Below are 17,466 nucleotides of genomic sequence, written 5' to 3'. Positions count from 1 at the left end.
TTCACCATTGACCATTCACTATTCGCCAAGGGCGACCCATGGCTGAAACCTCCGTCCGCAACTTCAACATCAACTTCGGTCCGCAGCACCCTGCGGCGCACGGCGTTTTGCGCCTGGTGCTGGAGCTGGACGGCGAGGTGGTCGACCGCGTCGATCCGCATATCGGCCTGCTGCATCGCGGCACCGAGAAGCTGATGGAAGCGAAGACTTATCTTCAGGCCGTGCCTTATCTCGACCGGCTCGACTATTGCGCGCCGATGAACCAGGAGCATGCCTTCGCGCTTGCGGCCGAGCGCCTGCTCGGCATCGAGGTGCCGAAGCGCGGCCAACTGATCCGCGTGCTCTATTCCGAGATGGGCCGCATCATGTCGCACATCCTCAATGTGACGACGCAGGCGATGGACGTCGGCGCGCTGACGCCGCCACTGTGGGGCTTCGTCGAGCGCGAAAAGCTGATGGTGTTTTACGAGCGTGCCTCCGGCTCGCGCATGCATGCGGCCTATTTCCGGCCGGGCGGCGTGCATCAGGACCTGCCGCAGGAGCTGGTCGAGGACATCGGCAAGTGGATCGATCCGTTCCTGAAGTCGATCGACGATCTCGACGCGTTGCTCACACCCAACCGCATCTTCAAGCAGCGCAATGTCGATATCGGCACGGTGTCGCTTGCCGACGCCTGGGCCTGGGGCTTTTCGGGCGTCATGGTGCGCGGCTCGGGTGCTGCCTGGGACTTGCGCAAGTCGCAGCCCTACGAATGTTATTCCGAGATGGATTTCGACATCCCGATCGGCAAGAACGGCGACTGCTACGACCGGTACCTGGTGCGCATGGAAGAGATGCGCCAGTCGGCCAAGATCATGCGCCAGTGCGTCGATCTCCTGCTCGGCAAGGAAAGCGCCGGCCCGGTGTCGAACCTCGACGGCAAGGTGGTACCGCCGAAACGCCAGGCGATGAAGCGCTCGATGGAAGCGCTGATCCATCACTTCAAGCTCTACACCGAGGGCTATCGCGTGCCGGCCGGCGAGGTCTATGCGGCCGTCGAGGCGCCGAAAGGCGAGTTCGGCGTCTATCTGGTCTCGGACGGCACCAACAAGCCCTATCGCTGCAAGCTGCGCGCGCCCGGCTTCGCGCATCTGCAAGCCATGGATTTCCTGTGCCGCGGCCACATGCTGGCCGACGTCACCGCCGTACTTGGCTCCCTCGACATCGTGTTTGGTGAGGTCGATCGCTAAATGTCAGTCCGCCGTCTCGCAGATGCCAGCGTCCAGCCCGCTTCCTTCGCCTTCAACAAGGCGAACGCGGCGGCGGCGCAGCAGTGGATCGCCAAATACCCGAAAGGGCGCGAACAGTCGGCCATCATTCCGCTGCTGATGATCGCGCAGGAGCAGGAAGGCTGGGTCACCAAGGCGGCGATCGAGACGATCTCCGACATGCTCGGCATGCCGCGTATCCGTGGCCTCGAAGTCGCGACCTTCTATACGCAGTACCAGCTCAATCCGGTCGGCACGCGTGCGCATATCCAGGTCTGCGGCACCACGCCCTGCATGCTGCGCGGCTCGGAAGCGCTGATGGATGTGTGTCGCTCGAAGATCCATCACGACCAGTTCCACACCAACGACAAGGGCACGCTGTCGTGGGAGGAGGTCGAATGCCTCGGCGCCTGCGTCAACGCGCCGATGGTCATGATCTTCAAGGATACTTTCGAGGACCTGACGCCCGAGCGGTTGGCCGAGATCATCGATCTCTACGACGCCGGCAAGGGCGCCGAGGTGAAGCCCGGTCCGCAGAACGGCCGCCATGGCTCCGAGCCGGCCGGCGGCTTGAAGACGCTGACCAGCGAAAAGGCGATCCTGAAGTCGACGCGCGACAAGGAAGCCAAGGCGGCGGCGAAAGCCGCCAAGGATGCTGCCGCCGCTGCACCCGCTGCTGTTTCTGCCGCCGTCGTCTCGCAGGCTCCCGCCGGGCCGGCGTCGGGCCCGGTTGCGCCATCCAAATCCGCCAAGCCGAAGACCGATGCGCCGGAAACCAGCCCGGCGTTGGCGACGCCGTCGCCGGTCAAGGTCGCGCCGGCCACCGAGAAGGCGGCCAGCGTCAGGGCGCCGCGCCATTCTGCCGCCAACGCCAACCAGGCCGATCCGGAAGTCGAGGCGGTTTCCAAGCCGCGCAGCGGGCCAAAGACGAAAGCCGAGCCGGCTGCCGCCTTCAAGGCGCCGGAAACCAAGCAGCCTGCCGCCAAGACGGCAAAACCTTCGCTCGAGGACAGGAACCGGCCCGCCGGCATCGAGCGCCCGGCGACGGTCGACGATCTCAAGCTGATCTCCGGCGTCGGGCCGAAGATCGAGGGCATCCTGCATTCGCTGGGCATCTACACTTTCGCGCAGGTCGCCTCCTGGAAGAAAGCCGAGCGCGAATGGGTCGACGGTTATCTCAATTTCCGCGACCGTATCGAGCGCGACGACTGGGTGAAGCAGGCCAAGGCGCTCGCCAAGGGCGGCGTCGCCGAATACATCCGCGTCTTCGGCAAGAAGCCGGTTTGAAGATGATGTCGGTCTTGGGAAGCCATCACGAATTTCGGAAGCGGCTTGAGGCGCTTCTTAGCCAATTCGCGCACGTGGGAACCGGTGCGGCTAGCGAAACTGGTATTTCATCCAACAAGTTGCCACACACGTCCCTAAGCAAACGAGCAATCGCTGAATATGACTACAACGTGGGTAAGGTCGACAGCGATTGGTTCGGGGCGAGAAAAGTTGGATATCTTGCTGCCTACGTGGATTTCTTTGGACCTCGCTTCTCTTATGAACGGCTGGAATTCTCAGACGGTTACATCCACCCCGATCTGGCAAACATGAAAACCCACCTGAAATTCGGGTGCATAACCCCAGGCTTCAACGGAAATTTTGTCCTGACGGAAAAAGGTCGCGCTCTGATCGCTCCGTTCGTCATTGTGACCGACGCCGCCATGGAGGCTGCAAATGCTGGCTGACAAAGACCGCATCTTCACCAACATCTACGGCCTGTTCGACACGTCGCTGGCCGGGGCGCAGTCGCGCGGCATCTGGGACGATACGCCGGGCCTCATCGCCAAGGGGCGCGACTGGATCGTCAACGAGATGAAGGCGTCAGGCCTGCGCGGCCGCGGCGGCGCCGGCTTCCCGACCGGACTGAAATGGTCGTTCATGCCGAAGCAGAGCGACGGCCGGCCGAGCTATCTCGTCATCAACGCCGACGAATCCGAGCCTGGCACCTGCAAGGACCGCGACATCCTGCGCAACGATCCGCACACGCTGGTGGAGGGCGCGCTGGTCGCCGGCTTCGCCATGGGCGCGATCGCGGCTTACGTCTATGTGCGCGGCGAGTTCATCCGCGAACGCGAGGCGCTGCAGCGCGCCATCGACGAGGCTTACGCGGCCAAGCTCATCGGCAAGAACAACACGTCCGGCTACGACTTCGAAGTCTACATGCATCACGGCGCCGGCGCCTATATCTGCGGCGAGGAGACCGCGCTGCTCGAAAGCCTGGAAGGCAAGAAAGGCCAGCCCAGGCTGAAGCCGCCGTTCCCGGCCAATGTCGGCCTCTATGGCTGCCCGACCACCGTCAACAACGTCGAGTCGATCGCGGTGGCGCCGACCATCCTGCGGCGCGGTGCCGCCTGGTTCTCGTCCTTCGGCCGCCCGAACAATGCCGGCACCAAGCTGTTCTGCGTATCCGGCCACGTCAACAATCCGTGCACCTTCGAAGAGGCGATGTCGATCCCGTTCCGCGAGCTGATCGAGGAGCATTGTGGCGGCATCCGTGGCGGCTGGGACAACCTGCTCGCGGTCATCCCTGGCGGCGCTTCGGTGCCGCTGGTGCCGGCCGAGCAGATCATGGACGCGCCGATGGATTTCGACGCGCTGCGCGACTTGAAATCCGGCCTTGGCACGGCGGCCGTCATCGTCATGGACAAATCGACGGATATCGTGAAGGCGATCGCCAGGCTTTCCTACTTCTACAAGCACGAGAGCTGCGGCCAGTGCACGCCGTGCCGTGAAGGCACCGGCTGGATGTGGCGGGTGATGGAGCGGCTGGTGCGCGGCGAAGCGCAGAAGCGTGAGATCGACATGCTGCTCGACGTCACCAAGCAGGTCGAGGGTCACACGATCTGCGCGCTGGGCGACGCGGCGGCCTGGCCGATCCAGGGCCTGATGCGGCATTTCCGTGGCGACGTGGAACGCCGCATCGACGAGTTTTCGCGCAACGCGCACCGGGTCGAGCCTGTGATGGTGGCGGCGGAATAAGACTTCGAAATACGGGCTTGGCCCGAAGACTGAAAGCAGGGGCGGGGCATACGAAGAAACGACCAGGAGATCTCTATGGCGCCGTATTCGATACCCTATCCGTTCATGCCTGATTTGGACCAGCTCGAGAAGATGAACCAGGACCTGACCAAGATGATGCCGAAGGAGATGGCCAGCGCCGTCAACCTCTTCGCGCATCCGGTCGCGGGCGCGGCGGCGATGTCGGCGCTCAGCATCGGTCTTGCCAACCATGCCGTCGGCATGTGGATGGGCGCCTTCACCGGCGCGATGGAAGCCTCGCAGCGCATGTTCCAGCCTTTCCTCGACGACCTCGAGGCACAGAACGAAGCGGCCGCCAACGCGTCCAAGGCGCGCAAGGCGACCGAGACGCTGATCGCCAGGGCGCAGACCTTCGCCAGGGACGTGACCGATATCGCGGCGAACGCGACCGAGAAGGCGCTTGACGCGACCGGGGCCGATATCGTCGCCCAACCGGCCCCGACCGGGCTGATGCCCGAGGATTTCAGGCAGCCGAAGGCGCTCGACAAGCCGGCGGCGCCGTCGGACCTGAAGGCGATTTCGGGTATCGGACCGAAGCTGGAGAAGGTGCTCAACGGCCTCGGCATCTGGACCTATGGCCAGATCGCCGCCTGGACGTCGGAAGAGATCGCCTGGGTGGAGGATTACCTGTCGCTCGCCGGCCGCATCGGCCGCGACGACTGGACTGCGCAGGCGGCGGCGCTCGCCGCGACGAATTGAATTGAAATGCCGGGCGCGGCGGAAGCCACGTCCGGCAAAACGGATTGCGGAACATCCGCGAGGGTTTGAGGCGAATGGCAAAGCTAAAGGTCGACGGGAAAGAGATCACGGTACCCGACCATTACACGCTGCTGCAGGCGGCCGAGGACGCCGGCGCGGAAGTGCCGCGCTTCTGCTTCCATGAGCGGCTGTCCATCGCCGGCAATTGCCGCATGTGCCTGATCGAGGTGAAGGGCGGTCCGCCCAAGCCGCAGGCGTCCTGCGCCATGGGCGTGCGCGACCTGCGCCCCGGTCCGAACGGCGAGCCGCCGGAAATCTTCACCAACACGCCGATGGTCAAGAAGGCCCGCGAAGGCGTGATGGAATTCCTGCTGATCAACCATCCGTTGGATTGCCCGATCTGCGACCAGGGCGGCGAATGCGACCTGCAGGACCAGGCGATGGCCTTCGGCGTCGATTCCTCGCGCTATCACGAGAACAAGCGCGCGGTCGAAGACAAGTATATCGGCCCGCTGGTCAAGACGGTGATGAACCGCTGCATCCATTGCACGCGCTGCGTCCGCTTCACCACCGAGGTCGCCGGCATTTCCGAGCTCGGCCTGATCGGCCGCGGCGAGGATGCCGAGATCACCACCTATCTCGAACAGGCGATGACGTCGGAACTGCAGGGCAACGTCATCGACCTTTGCCCGGTCGGCGCGCTGACCTCCAAGCCGTTCGCCTTCCAGGCGCGGCCGTGGGAACTGACCAAGACGGAATCGATCGACGTCATGGACGCCGTCGGTTCGGCGATCCGCGTCGACAGCCGTGGTCGCGAGGTGATGCGCATCCTGCCGCGCGTCAACGAACAGGTGAACGAGGAGTGGATCTCCGACAAGACCCGCTTCATCTGGGATGGCCTGCGCACGCAGCGTCTCGACCGTCCCTATGTGCGCAAGAACGGCAAGCTGGCACCGGCAAGCTGGGCGGAAGCCTTCGCCGCGATCAAGGAACAGGTGGCCAAGACCGCGCCCGAGCGGATCGGCGCAATCGCCGGCGACCTCGCGGCGGTCGAGGAAATCTACGCGCTCAAGCTGCTGATGGCGGCGCTCGGCTCGAAAAACATCGACTGCCGCCAGGATGGCGCCGCGCTCGATCCGTCGCTCGGCCGCGCCAGCTACATCTTCAACCCGACCATCGAGGGCATCGAGCAGGCCGACGCGGTGCTGATCATCGGCGCCAATCCGCGCTTCGAGGCCTCGGTGCTCAACGCGCGCATCCGCAAGCGCTGGCGCGTCGGCAATCTGCCGGTCGGCGTCATCGGCGAGATCGGCGACACGCGCTACGACTATGAGCTCATCGGCGCCGGTCCGGAATCCCTGAAAGGGCTGGCCGACGGCACCGGCAAATTCTTCGAAGTGCTGAGCAAGGCCACGCATCCGTTGATCATCGTCGGCCAGGGCGCGCTGGCACGTGCCGACGGCGCCGCGGTGCTCGGCCAGGCGGCGAAGCTCGCGGCCGCCGTCAACGCGTTCACGGCCGAGTGGAACGGCTTTGCGGTGCTGCACAACGCGGCGGCAAGAGTCGGCGGCCTCGACGTCGGCTTCGTGCCGGGCGAGGGCGGCAAGGACGTCGCCGGCATGCTGGGCGACACCGACGTGCTCTTCCTGCTCGGCGCCGACGAGATCGACATGGCCAGGACCGGTGGCGCGTTCGTCGTCTATATCGGCACGCATGGCGATGCCGGCGCGCACCGCGCCAATGTCATCCTGCCGGCCGCCGCCTACACCGAGAAGTCCGGCACCTTTGTCAACACGGAAGGCCGCGTGCAGCAGACCAATCGCGCCGGCTTCGCTCCTGGCGAGGCCCGCGAGGACTGGGCGATCGTGCGGGCGCTCTCCGACGTGCTCGGCAAGAAGCTGCCCTTCGATTCGCTGGCGCAGCTGCGCGCCAAGCTCTATGGCGAATTCCCGCATCTTGCCCGTATCGACCAGGTGCAGGCCGGCAGCGGCGACGACATCGCCAAGGTGGCGAAGCTCGGCGGCCGACTGAACAAGGGCACCTTCACCTCGCCGGTGAAGGACTTCTATCTCACCAACCCGATCGCGCGGGCGTCGGCCGTGATGGCCGAATGCTCGGCGCTGGCCAAGAGCGGCTTCAAGCAGGCGGCGGAATAAGCATGGAAACGTTCTTCTCCTTCTACGTGCTGCCGGCGCTGCTGATCCTGTTGAAGTCGGTCGTGCTGATCGTCGTCCTTCTGATCGGCGTCGCCTACCTGCTCTACGCCGACCGCAAGATCTGGGCGGCGGTGCAATTGCGGCGCGGCCCGAACGTCGTCGGCCCGTGGGGCACGCTGCAGGCCTTCGCCGACCTTTTGAAATTCGTCTTCAAGGAGCCGGTGATCCCGTCGGGCGCCAACAAGGGCGTGTTCCTGCTGGCCCCGCTGGTCTCGGCGGTGCTGGCGATTTCGGCCTGGGCGGTCATTCCGGTCAATGAGGGCTGGGCGATCGCCAACATCAATGTCGGCATCCTCTATGTCTTCGCCATCTCCTCGCTTGAGGTGTATGGCGTGATCATGGGCGGCTGGGCGTCCAATTCGAAATACCCGTTCCTGGGCGCGCTGCGCTCGGCCGCGCAGATGGTGTCCTACGAGGTCTCGATCGGCTTCGTCATCGTCACCGTGCTGCTCACTGTCGGCTCGCTCAACCTCTCCGACATCGTCATGGCGCAGCAGGACGGCCTCGGCACCAGGCTCGGCCTGCCCAATACCTTCCTCGACTGGCACTGGCTGTCGCTGTTGCCGATGTTCGTGGTGTTCTTCATCTCTGCGCTCGCCGAAACGAACCGCCCGCCTTTCGATCTGGTGGAGGCGGAATCGGAACTCGTCGCCGGCCACATGGTCGAATATTCGTCGACGCCGTTCCTGCTTTTCTTCCTCGGCGAGTATGTCGCCGTCGTCCTGATGTGCGCGCTGGCGACCATCCTGTTCCTCGGCGGCTGGCTGCCGCCGTTCAACTTCGCGCCCTTCACCTGGGTGCCGGGGGTGATCTGGTTCGTGCTGAAGATCTGCCTGATGTTCTTCATGTTCTCGATGGTGAAGGCTTTCGTGCCGCGCTACCGCTACGACCAGCTGATGCGGCTGGGCTGGAAAGTCTTCCTGCCGATCTCGCTGTTCATGGTCGTGGCCACCGCGGCGTTCCTCAAGATCACGGGGTTTGCGTGATGTCCGCTCTGGCCCAGGCCGCAAAATCGCTGCTGCTGAAGGATTTCGTCAGCGCGTTCTTCCTTTCGATGCGCCAGTTCTTCGCGCCGAAGGAAACGATCAACTATCCGCACGAGAAGGGGCCGATCAGCCCGCGCTTCCGTGGCGAACATGCGCTGCGCCGTTACCCGAACGGCGAGGAACGCTGCATCGCCTGCAAGCTCTGCGAGGCGATCTGCCCGGCGCAGGCCATCACCATCGAAGCCGGCCCGCGCCGCAATGACGGCACGCGCCGCACCGTGCGCTACGACATCGACATGGTGAAGTGCATCTATTGCGGCTTCTGCCAGGAAGCCTGCCCGGTCGACGCCATCGTCGAGGGGCCGAATTTCGAATTCGCGACCGAGACGCGCGAGGAGCTTTACTACAACAAGGAAAAGCTGCTCGCGAACGGCGATCGCTGGGAGCGGGAGTTGGCGCGCAACATCGCGCTGGACTCGCCCTATCGCTGACATTTGACGCATGGACGGGGCGAGGGGCCTCGTCCAGAGGATGATCCCGAAAAGTTGCAGACTTTTCGGACAAGATCATCCTCCGGAATGAAAGAGTGTCGCATGTTTCTTTCGATCGGGTCTTTCAACCCGATCGAAACATGCGATAGGAACACGCAACTTGCCGGCCGGAGGCGGTCGCAAAAATCAAACAGGACGAACGTCCTGTTCGGACAGGAACCCGGGGGAACCCATGCTGAGTGGACTAGAGGCGGCCTTCTTCTACCTCTTCGCCTTTATCGCCGTGGCGTCGGCCTTCATGGTCATTTCGTCGCGCAACCCCGTGCATTCCGTGCTGTTCCTGATCCTCACCTTCTTCAACGCCGCGGGCCTGTTCATGCTGACCGGCGCCGAGTTCCTGGCGATGATCCTGCTCGTCGTCTATGTCGGCGCGGTCATGGTGCTGTTCCTGTTCGTCGTCATGATGCTCGACGTCGACTTCGCCGAGATGAAGCAGGGCGCCCTGCAATATGCGCCGATCGGCGCGATGGTCGGGCTGATCCTGGCGGCGGAGCTGATCGTCGTGCTCGGCGGCTACACATTCGCGCCGCAGCTTGCCTCGACGGTCGCCAAGGCAACGCCGGACCTCGCCGCGCGCTCCAACACGGCCGCGCTCGGCGATATCCTCTATACGGACTACCTCTATTACTTCCAGATTTCCGGCCTGGTGCTCTTGGTCGCCATGATCGGCGCCATCGTGCTGACGCTGCGCCACAAGGAAGGCGTCAAGCGGCAGTCGATCGCCGCGCAGGTCGGCCGCACGCCGGCGACGGGCATGGAAATCCGCAAGGTCAAATCGGGCGAGGGCATCTGAGATGGTCGTCGGCATTGCACATTACCTGACCGTATCGGCGATCCTGTTCACGCTCGGCGTGTTCGGCATCTTCCTGAACCGCCGCAACATCATCGTCATCCTGATGTCGATCGAGCTCATCCTGCTCGCGGTCAACATCAATTTCGTCGCGTTCTCGGCGGCGCTGCATGACCTCGTCGGACAGGTCTTCGCCCTGTTCGTGCTGACGGTCGCGGCCGCGGAAGCCGCGATCGGTCTTGCCATTCTTGTCGTCTTCTTCCGCAACCGCGGCTCGATCGCGGTCGAAGACGTGAGCGCGATGAAGGGTTGACGGGAACCATCATGTATCAGGCTATCGTCTTCCTTCCGCTGCTTGGCTTCCTGATTGTCGGCCTGTTCGGCAATTCGCTCGGCGCCAAGGCTTCCGAATACATCACCTCCGGTTTCCTGGTGATCGCGGCGGTGCTGTCGTGGATCGCCTTTTTCACCGTCGGCTTCGGCCATGGCGAGGTGTTCACTGTGCCGGTGCTGCGCTGGATCCAGTCGGGCGGCATCGACGCCTCCTGGGCGCTGAGGGTCGACACGCTGACGGTGGTGATGCTGGTCGTGGTCAACACGGTGTCTGCGCTGGTTCACATCTATTCGATCGGCTACATGCACCACGATCCGAACCGGCCGCGCTTCTTCGCCTATCTGTCGCTGTTCACCTTTGCCATGCTGATGCTGGTGACGGCCGACAACCTCATCCAGATGTTCTTCGGCTGGGAAGGCGTCGGTCTCGCCTCCTATCTGCTGATCGGCTTCTGGTACAAGAAGCCGTCGGCCAATGCGGCGGCGATCAAGGCTTTCGTCGTCAACCGCGTCGGCGACTTCGGCTTCGCGCTCGGCATCTTCGGCGTGTTCGTGCTGTTCGGCTCGGTCAACCTGGGCACCATCTTCGCCAATGCGGCCACCTACCTGCCGGCCGAAGGCGCGCCGGCCGGTGCCGCCGTGCTCACCTTCCTCGGCCATGCGCTCGACAAGCAGGCGGCGCTGACGGTGGTCTGCCTGCTGCTCTTCATGGGCGCCATGGGCAAGTCGGCGCAGGTGCCGCTGCACACCTGGCTGCCGGACGCGATGGAAGGCCCGACCCCGGTCTCCGCGCTCATCCACGCGGCGACCATGGTGACCGCCGGTGTGTTCATGCTGGCGAGGCTGTCGCCGCTGTTCGAGCTGTCGCATACGGCGCTGACCGTCGTCACCTTCATCGGTGCCTTCACCGCCTTCTTCGCGGCAACCGTCGGCCTCGTCCAGAACGACATCAAGCGCGTCATCGCCTATTCGACTTGCTCGCAGCTCGGCTACATGTTCGTGGCGCTCGGCGTCGGCGCCTATGGCGCGGCGATCTTCCATCTGTTCACGCACGCCTTCTTCAAGGCGCTGCTGTTCCTCGGCTCCGGCTCGGTCATCCACGCCGTGTCCGACGAGCAGGACATGCGCAAGATGGGCGGGCTCAGGAAGCTCATCCCCGCCACCTACTGGATGATGGTGATCGGCACGCTGGCGCTGACCGGCGTCGGCATTCCGGCTACGGTGATCGGCACTGCCGGCTTCTTCTCCAAGGACGCCATCATCGAGACCTCGTTTGCCAGCCACAACGCGGTCGCGGCCTTCGCGTTCATCCTGCTGGTGGTCGCCGCCTGCTTCACCAGCTTCTATTCCTGGCGGCTGATCTTCATGACCTTCCACGGTGAGCCACGCGCCAGCCACGAGGTCATGCATCACGTCCATGAATCGCCACCGGTGATGCTGGTGCCGCTCTATGTGCTCGCCGCCGGTGCGCTGTTCGCGGGCATCATCTTCCACGGCGCCTTCATCGGCGAGGGCTATGCCGAGTTCTGGAAGGCGTCGCTGTTCACGCTGCCGGACAACCACATCCTGCACGAGATCCACGAGCTGCCGCTGTGGGTGGAACTGGCGCCCTTCGTCGCCATGATCATCGGTTTGGCGGTTGCCTGGAAGTTCTACATCCGCACACCGGAACTGCCCAGAAGCGTCGCCGCCAATCATCGCCTGCTTTACGGCTTCCTGCTCAACAAGTGGTATTTCGACGAGCTCTACGACTTCCTGTTCGTGCAGCCGGCCAAGCGCCTCGGCAGGTTCCTGTGGAAGACCGGTGACGGCACGATCATCGACGGGCTCGGCCCGGACGGCATCTCGGCGCGCGTCGTCGACGTCACCAACCGCGTCGTCAAGCTGCAGACCGGCTATCTCTACCACTACGCTTTCGCCATGCTGATCGGCGTGGCCGCTCTCGTCACCTGGATGATGCTCTGATGACCGACTGGCCAATCCTCTCGCTGGTCACCTTCCTGCCGCTGGTTGGTGTTCTGCTCATCCTGTTCATCCGCGACGACAGCGAAAACGCGCGCCGCAACATCCGCGCCATCGCCTTCATCACGACGGCGTTCACCTTCGTCGTCTCGCTGTTCATCTGGACCGGCTTCGACAATTCGCAGGCCGGCTTCCAGTTCGTCGAGAAGCACGCCTGGCTGGATTCGGGCATCTCCTATCATCTGGGCGTCGACGGCATCTCGATGCTGTTCGTCATCCTGACGACCTTCCTGATGCCGTTCTGCATCCTCGCCTCGTGGGAAGCGATCGAGAAGCGGGTCAAGGCCTATATGATCGCCTTCCTGATCCTCGAGACGCTGATGATCGGCGTGTTCTGCGCGCTCGACATCGTCCTGTTCTACGTCTTCTTCGAGGCCGGCCTGATTCCGATGTTCATCATCATCGGCGTCTGGGGCGGCAAGCGCCGCGTCTATGCCTCGTTCAAGTTCTTCCTCTATACGCTGGCCGGTTCGGTGCTGATGTTGCTCGCCATCATGGCGATGTTCTTCCAGTCGGGCACCACCGACATCCCGACGCTCCTGACGCATCACTTCCCGGCCAACATGCAGACCTGGCTGTGGCTCGCCTTCTTCGCCTCCTTCGCGGTGAAGATGCCGATGTGGCCGGTGCACACCTGGCTGCCCGACGCCCACGTCGAGGCGCCGACCGCGGGCTCGGTCATCCTGGCCGCTATCTTGCTGAAAATGGGCGGATACGGCTTCCTGCGCTTCTCGCTGCCGATGTTCCCGGAAGCGTCGGCGATGTTCGCGCCGCTGGTGTTCACGCTCTCCGTCGTCGCCATCATCTACACCTCGCTGGTGGCGCTGATGCAGGAGGACATGAAGAAGCTGATCGCCTATTCGTCGGTCGCGCACATGGGCTTCGTCACCATGGGCATCTTTGCGATGAACCAGGAAGGCGTGCAGGGCGCGATCTTCCAGATGCTCAGCCACGGCCTCGTCTCGGGCGCGCTGTTCCTGTGCGTCGGCGTCATCTACGATCGCATGCACACGCGCGAAATCGACGCCTATGGCGGCCTGGTCAACAACATGCCGAAATACGCTACCGTGTTCATGATCTTCACCATGGCCAATGTCGGCCTTCCGGGCACCAGCGGCTTCATCGGCGAATTCCTGACCATGCTCGGCGTGTTCAAGGTCAACACCTGGGTGGCCTTCTTCGCCGCAACCGGCGTCATCCTGTCGGCGGCCTACGCGCTGTGGCTCTATCGGCGGGTGATCTTCGGCGCGCTGACCAAGGACAGCCTGAAGAACCTGCTCGACCTGTCGCCGCGCGAGAAGGCGATCATCTACCCGCTGGTGGTGCTGGTGATCTTCTTCGGCGTCTATCCGGCGCCGGTGTTCGACGCGACGGCCCAGTCGGTCAAGACGCTCGTCACCAACGTCACCGCATCCATCAATTCCGCGCAGACCGCGGCGGCGAACTGACTGGGGAATAGACCATGACGCCGGACCTTCTCTCCAGCTTTTCGCTCTCGACGCCGGAACTGATCCTGGCCGTCGGCGCGCTGGTGCTCCTGATGATCGGAGCCTATTCGCGCTCCAACAACACCATGACCGTGACCGGTCTGGCCGTGCTCGTGCTGGTGGTGGCCGGCCTGTGGCTTGCCTTCTCCGGCGGGCGGGGCGCTGCCTATGGCGGCGCCTTCGTGCAGGATTCCTTCAGCGCCTTCATGAAGATGCTGGCGCTGATCGGTTCGGCGGTGACGCTGGTCATGTCGATGCGCTTTGCGCGTCAGGAACATTTCGACAAGTTCGAATTCCCGGTGCTGATCCTGCTCTGCACGCTCGGCATGCTGCTGATGATCTCGGCCAACGGCATGATCGGGCTCTATCTCGGGCTCGAGCTGCAGTCGCTGGCGATCTACGTGCTGGCGGCGATCAACCGCGACAATCTGCGCTCGACCGAGGCGGGCCTGAAGTATTTTGTTCTCGGCGCGCTGTCGTCGGGCATGCTGCTTTACGGCATCAGCCTCGTCTACGGCTACACCGGCAACACCGGTTTCCAGGAGATCGCGACGGCGCTCTCCAGCGGCGAGCGCCAGCTCGGCCTCGTCTTCGGCCTGGTGTTCGTGCTTGCCGGCCTTGCCTTCAAGATCTCGGCCGTGCCGTTCCATATGTGGACGCCGGACGTCTATGAGGGCGCGCCGACGCCGATCACCGCTTTCCTGGCGGCGGCGCCGAAGATGGCGGCGATGGCGCTGATCGTGCGCGTCACCATGGGCGCGTTCAAGCCGATCGCCGCCGACTGGCAGCAGATCATCGTCTTCATCTCGATTGCCTCGATGGCGCTCGGCGCATTCGCGGCCATCGGCCAGACCAACATCAAGCGCCTGATGGCCTATTCCTCGATCGGCCATATGGGTTATGCGCTGGTCGGCCTTGCCGCCAACAGCCAGGCCGGCGTGCGCGGCGTCGCCATCTACATGCTGATCTATCTGGTGATGACGCTGGGAACCTTCGCCTTCATCCTCGCGATGCGGCGCAAGGAAGGCAATGTCGAGCAGATCAGCGATCTCGCCGGCCTGTCCTCGACCAACCCGATCATGGCCACCATCCTCACTATCTTGATGTTCTCGCTGGCCGGCATTCCGCCGCTCGCGGGGTTCTGGGGGAAGTGGTATGTGTTCCTCGCCGCCATCAACGCGCATCTCTACGCGCTGGCGATCATCGGCGTGCTGGCCTCGGTGGTGGGCGCCTACTACTATCTGCGCATCATCAAGATCATGTGGTTCGACGAGCCGGTCGGCGGTTTCGTGCCGATGGCCAGCGAGCTGCGTCTCGTGCTCGGCGTCAGCGGCGCCTTCGTGCTGTTCTATGTGCTGATCGGCGGGCCGATCGGCAGCTATGCCGAAGCCGCCGCCAAGACCTTCTTCTGAAGGGATGGCATTTCGGCTGGCTCCAACCGCGGCGTCGGAAGGGTTCCGGCTCGAGGCGCATGACAGCGTCGGCTCGACCAACGCGCTGGCGCTGGATCATGCGCGCGCCGGCGATCCCGGCAAGCTCTGGGTCGTTTCGAAGAAGCAGGAAAGCGGTCGCGGCCGCCGTGGCCGTGTCTGGGCAACGCCTGAAGGCAATCTCGCGGCGACACTGCTTCTGGTTCCGGGCGGCGAGCTGCGGCTTGCCGCGACGCTCGGCTTTGTCGCAGGGTTGGCGCTGGCCGACGCGCTCGACGCCGTCGTGCCGAAGGGCCGGATCGCCGTCGCCTTGGATGGCGCGAGCCAGGGCCGCAACCGCTTCGAACTGAAGTGGCCGAACGACGTGCTGGCTTCGGGCGCCAAGCTTGCCGGCATATTGCTGGAATCGGCGATGCTGGAGGGCGGCCGTTTTGCAGTCGCCGTCGGCATAGGCGTCAATGTCGTGGCCTATCCCGAGGACTTGCCTTATCCGGCGACGTCGCTGCAGGCATTGGGTGCCGAGTGCGACGCCGAGATCCTGTTCCTGGCGCTTTCGGATGCCTGGAGCGAGAATGCCCGGATGTGGGATAACGGGCGCGGGCTCGATGCCATCAGAAAGCGCTGGCTTGGCCGTGCGGCGGGCCTCGGCGGCGAGGTTGCTGTCAGAATTGACGGCAATGTGGTGCGCGGCGTCTTCGAGACCATTGACGAGGACTGCCGTTTCGTGATCCGCGACGATAAGGGATCGGTTTTGACGATCGCGGCCGGCGACGTGCATTTCGGCGCTGTCGCCTCGGCCCGGGTATAATTTTGTTCAGTGCAATTCCGGACGGAAACCGTGACACGCATTTCCCGGCATTGCTCCAACGGCTTGGCCTGACGGCCAGGAAGGAAAGAATTCATGGCGAATAAGGAAAACGCCGAGCTCGTCTTCGCGCCGCTGGGCGGCGTCGGCGAGATCGGCATGAACTTCGCCCTCTACGGCTATGGGCCCGCCGACGCGCGCGAGTGGATCATCGTCGATGTCGGCGTCACCTTCCCCGACAGCGCGCATCCCGGCGTCGATCTCATCCTGCCCGATACGCGCTTCATCGAGGAGAATATCGACGGGCTGCGCGGCGTCGTGATCACCCATGCGCATGAGGACCATTACGGCGCGCTGCTCGATATCTGGCCGAAGCTCAAGGCGCCTGTATGGATGACGCCGTTCACCGCCGGCCTGCTCGAAGCCAAGCGGCAGGGCGAGCAGAACGCCCCGAAGATACCGGCGTCGATCTACCGTGCGGGCGAGAAATTCACCGTCGGACCGTTCGAGATCGAGGCCATTCCGGTGGCGCATTCGATCCCCGAGCCGATGTCGCTGGCGATCACCACGCCCGCAGGCACCGTCATCCACACCGGCGACTGGAAGATCGACCCGGCGCCGACGATCGGCCCGATGACCGACGAGGCGCGTTTCCGCGCCTATGGCGACAAGGGCGTTCTGGCGCTGATCTGCGATTCCACCAACGCGCTGAGGGAAGGGGAGTCGCCCTCGGAAGTGGCGGTCGGCGAAGGCCTCAAGGGCGTCATCGAGAAAGCCAAGGGCCGCGTCGCGGTCACCACCTTCTCCTCCAATGTCGGGCGCATCGTCTCGATCGCCAGGGCGGCGCGCGACGCCGGCAGGCAGTGCCTGGTGCTCGGCCGCTCGCTGAAGCGCGTCATCGATGTGGCGGGCGAGCTCGGCTACATGGACGGCCTGCCGGAGTTCATCGCCGAGGAAGACTACGGCTATATCCCGCGCGAGAACCTGGTGATCATCTGCACCGGCAGCCAGGGCGAGCCGCTGGCGGCGCTTGCAAAGCTTTCGCGCGACGAGATGAAGTCGGTGGCGCTGACGGCCGGCGATACGGTGGTGTTTTCCTCGCGCACCATTCCCGGCAACGAAAAAGCGATCCTCGAGATCAAGAACCGGCTGATCGACCTCGGCATGAAGATCATCGAGGACGGCGACGCGCTGGTGCACGTCTCCGGCCATCCGCGGCGCAGCGAATTGCGCAAGATGTATGAGTGGGTGCGGCCGCAGATCGGCGTTCCCGTGCATGGCGAGGCGGCGCATCTGGTGGCGCAGGGCTCGCTGATGTCGATCTCGGGCATCGGCCAGGTGGCGCAGGTGCGCGACGGCGACATGCTTCGGCTCTGGCCCGGTCCCGCCACGATCATCGACCAGGTGCCGTTCGGCCGGCTCTACAAGGATGGCAATCTGATCGGCACCGACCAGGCGATGGGCATACGCGACCGCCGCAAGCTTTCCTTTGCCGGCCATGTCGCGGTCAATGTCGTGCTCGACGACAAATATGAGCTTGCCGGCGACCCCGACCTGGTGGCGATCGGCGTCGCCGAGGCCGATGCCCGCGGCGAGACGCTGGAGGACCTGATGCTCGATGCAGCAATCGGCGCGGTGGACTCCATTCCGCGCCAGCGCCGAAAAGACCTCGACCTGGTGCAGGAAGCGGTGCGCCGTGCCGTGCGCGGCGCCGCCAACGAAGCCTGGGGCAAGAAGCCGCTGGTGACGGTGTTTGTGACCAGGTGGTGAATAGTGAATAGTGAATAGTGAATAGTGAATAGTGATGCCCGCT

At 63.9% G+C, this 17,466-nt stretch carries 15 protein-coding genes; all 15 read left to right on the top strand.

What is annotated here, in order from left to right:
- The first annotated feature begins 38 nt into the window (after positions 1 to 38).
- Positions 39 to 1,229, top strand: a complete 1,191-nt coding sequence (locus WDX12_RS31665) for an NADH-quinone oxidoreductase subunit D (protein ID WP_434723262.1) — start codon at positions 39 to 41, stop codon at positions 1,227 to 1,229.
- Positions 1,230 to 2,534 (top strand): NADH-quinone oxidoreductase subunit E, encoded by a 1,305-nt coding sequence (locus WDX12_RS31660; RefSeq protein WP_434723261.1) that lies wholly within the window; start codon positions 1,230 to 1,232, stop codon positions 2,532 to 2,534.
- The gene (locus WDX12_RS31655; RefSeq protein ID WP_434723260.1) at positions 2,531 to 2,980 is read left to right on the top strand and encodes a hypothetical protein; all 450 of its coding nucleotides are present in this window, start codon (positions 2,531 to 2,533) and stop codon (positions 2,978 to 2,980) included. Before WDX12_RS31660 ends, WDX12_RS31655 begins: the two co-directional genes overlap by 4 nt.
- The gene (gene nuoF / locus WDX12_RS31650; protein ID WP_434723259.1) at positions 2,970 to 4,274 is read left to right on the top strand and encodes an NADH-quinone oxidoreductase subunit NuoF; all 1,305 of its coding nucleotides are present in this window, start codon (positions 2,970 to 2,972) and stop codon (positions 4,272 to 4,274) included. Before WDX12_RS31655 ends, nuoF begins: the two co-directional genes overlap by 11 nt.
- 75 nt (positions 4,275 to 4,349) lie before the next feature.
- Positions 4,350 to 5,033, top strand: coding sequence for an NADH-ubiquinone dehydrogenase (locus WDX12_RS31645; protein ID WP_434723258.1), 684 nt, complete (start codon positions 4,350 to 4,352; stop codon positions 5,031 to 5,033).
- A 74-nt stretch (positions 5,034 to 5,107) separates the two neighbouring features.
- Entirely contained in the window at positions 5,108 to 7,189 is a 2,082-nt protein-coding gene (gene nuoG / locus WDX12_RS31640; RefSeq protein ID WP_434723257.1) for an NADH-quinone oxidoreductase subunit NuoG, read from the top strand.
- 2 nt (positions 7,190 to 7,191) lie between these two features.
- Entirely contained in the window at positions 7,192 to 8,235 is a 1,044-nt protein-coding gene (gene nuoH, locus WDX12_RS31635) for an NADH-quinone oxidoreductase subunit NuoH (protein WP_320295240.1), read from the top strand.
- On the top strand, positions 8,235 to 8,726 hold the full coding sequence (gene nuoI / locus WDX12_RS31630; RefSeq protein WP_217569186.1) for an NADH-quinone oxidoreductase subunit NuoI: 492 nt from the start codon (positions 8,235 to 8,237) through the stop codon (positions 8,724 to 8,726). The genes nuoH and nuoI overlap by 1 nt, the downstream gene beginning before the upstream one ends.
- A gap of 232 nt (positions 8,727 to 8,958) precedes the next feature.
- Positions 8,959 to 9,579: an NADH-quinone oxidoreductase subunit J gene (locus tag WDX12_RS31625; protein ID WP_320295241.1), complete on the top strand. Its 621-nt coding sequence runs from the start codon at positions 8,959 to 8,961 to the stop codon at positions 9,577 to 9,579.
- Between the two features lies 1 nt (position 9,580).
- Positions 9,581 to 9,889 (top strand): NADH-quinone oxidoreductase subunit NuoK, encoded by a 309-nt coding sequence (gene nuoK / locus WDX12_RS31620; RefSeq protein WP_027168992.1) that lies wholly within the window; start codon positions 9,581 to 9,583, stop codon positions 9,887 to 9,889.
- 11 nt (positions 9,890 to 9,900) lie between these two features.
- Positions 9,901 to 11,874, top strand: coding sequence for an NADH-quinone oxidoreductase subunit L (gene nuoL, locus WDX12_RS31615; RefSeq protein ID WP_434723256.1), 1,974 nt, complete (start codon positions 9,901 to 9,903; stop codon positions 11,872 to 11,874).
- Entirely contained in the window at positions 11,874 to 13,379 is a 1,506-nt protein-coding gene (locus WDX12_RS31610) for an NADH-quinone oxidoreductase subunit M (protein ID WP_434723255.1), read from the top strand. The genes nuoL and WDX12_RS31610 overlap by 1 nt, the downstream gene beginning before the upstream one ends.
- Positions 13,380 to 13,393: 14 nt before the next feature.
- A complete protein-coding gene (gene nuoN, locus WDX12_RS31605) occupies positions 13,394 to 14,830 on the top strand; it encodes an NADH-quinone oxidoreductase subunit NuoN (RefSeq protein ID WP_434723254.1) in 1,437 nt (478 codons plus the stop codon).
- A gap of 4 nt (positions 14,831 to 14,834) precedes the next feature.
- Positions 14,835 to 15,656: a biotin--[acetyl-CoA-carboxylase] ligase gene (locus tag WDX12_RS31600; RefSeq protein WP_320295245.1), complete on the top strand. Its 822-nt coding sequence runs from the start codon at positions 14,835 to 14,837 to the stop codon at positions 15,654 to 15,656.
- Between the two features lie 93 nt (positions 15,657 to 15,749).
- Positions 15,750 to 17,423, top strand: coding sequence for a ribonuclease J (locus WDX12_RS31595; RefSeq protein ID WP_434723253.1), 1,674 nt, complete (start codon positions 15,750 to 15,752; stop codon positions 17,421 to 17,423).
- Positions 17,424 to 17,466: the final 43 nt, after the last annotated feature.

It is taken from the genome of Mesorhizobium sp. RIZ17 (assembly GCF_051127865.1).
GTDB lineage: Bacteria > Pseudomonadota > Alphaproteobacteria > Rhizobiales > Rhizobiaceae > Mesorhizobium > Mesorhizobium humile.
The sequence above is the reverse complement of the archived record's forward strand: the minus strand, read 5'-3'. Positions and strand labels throughout refer to the sequence as shown.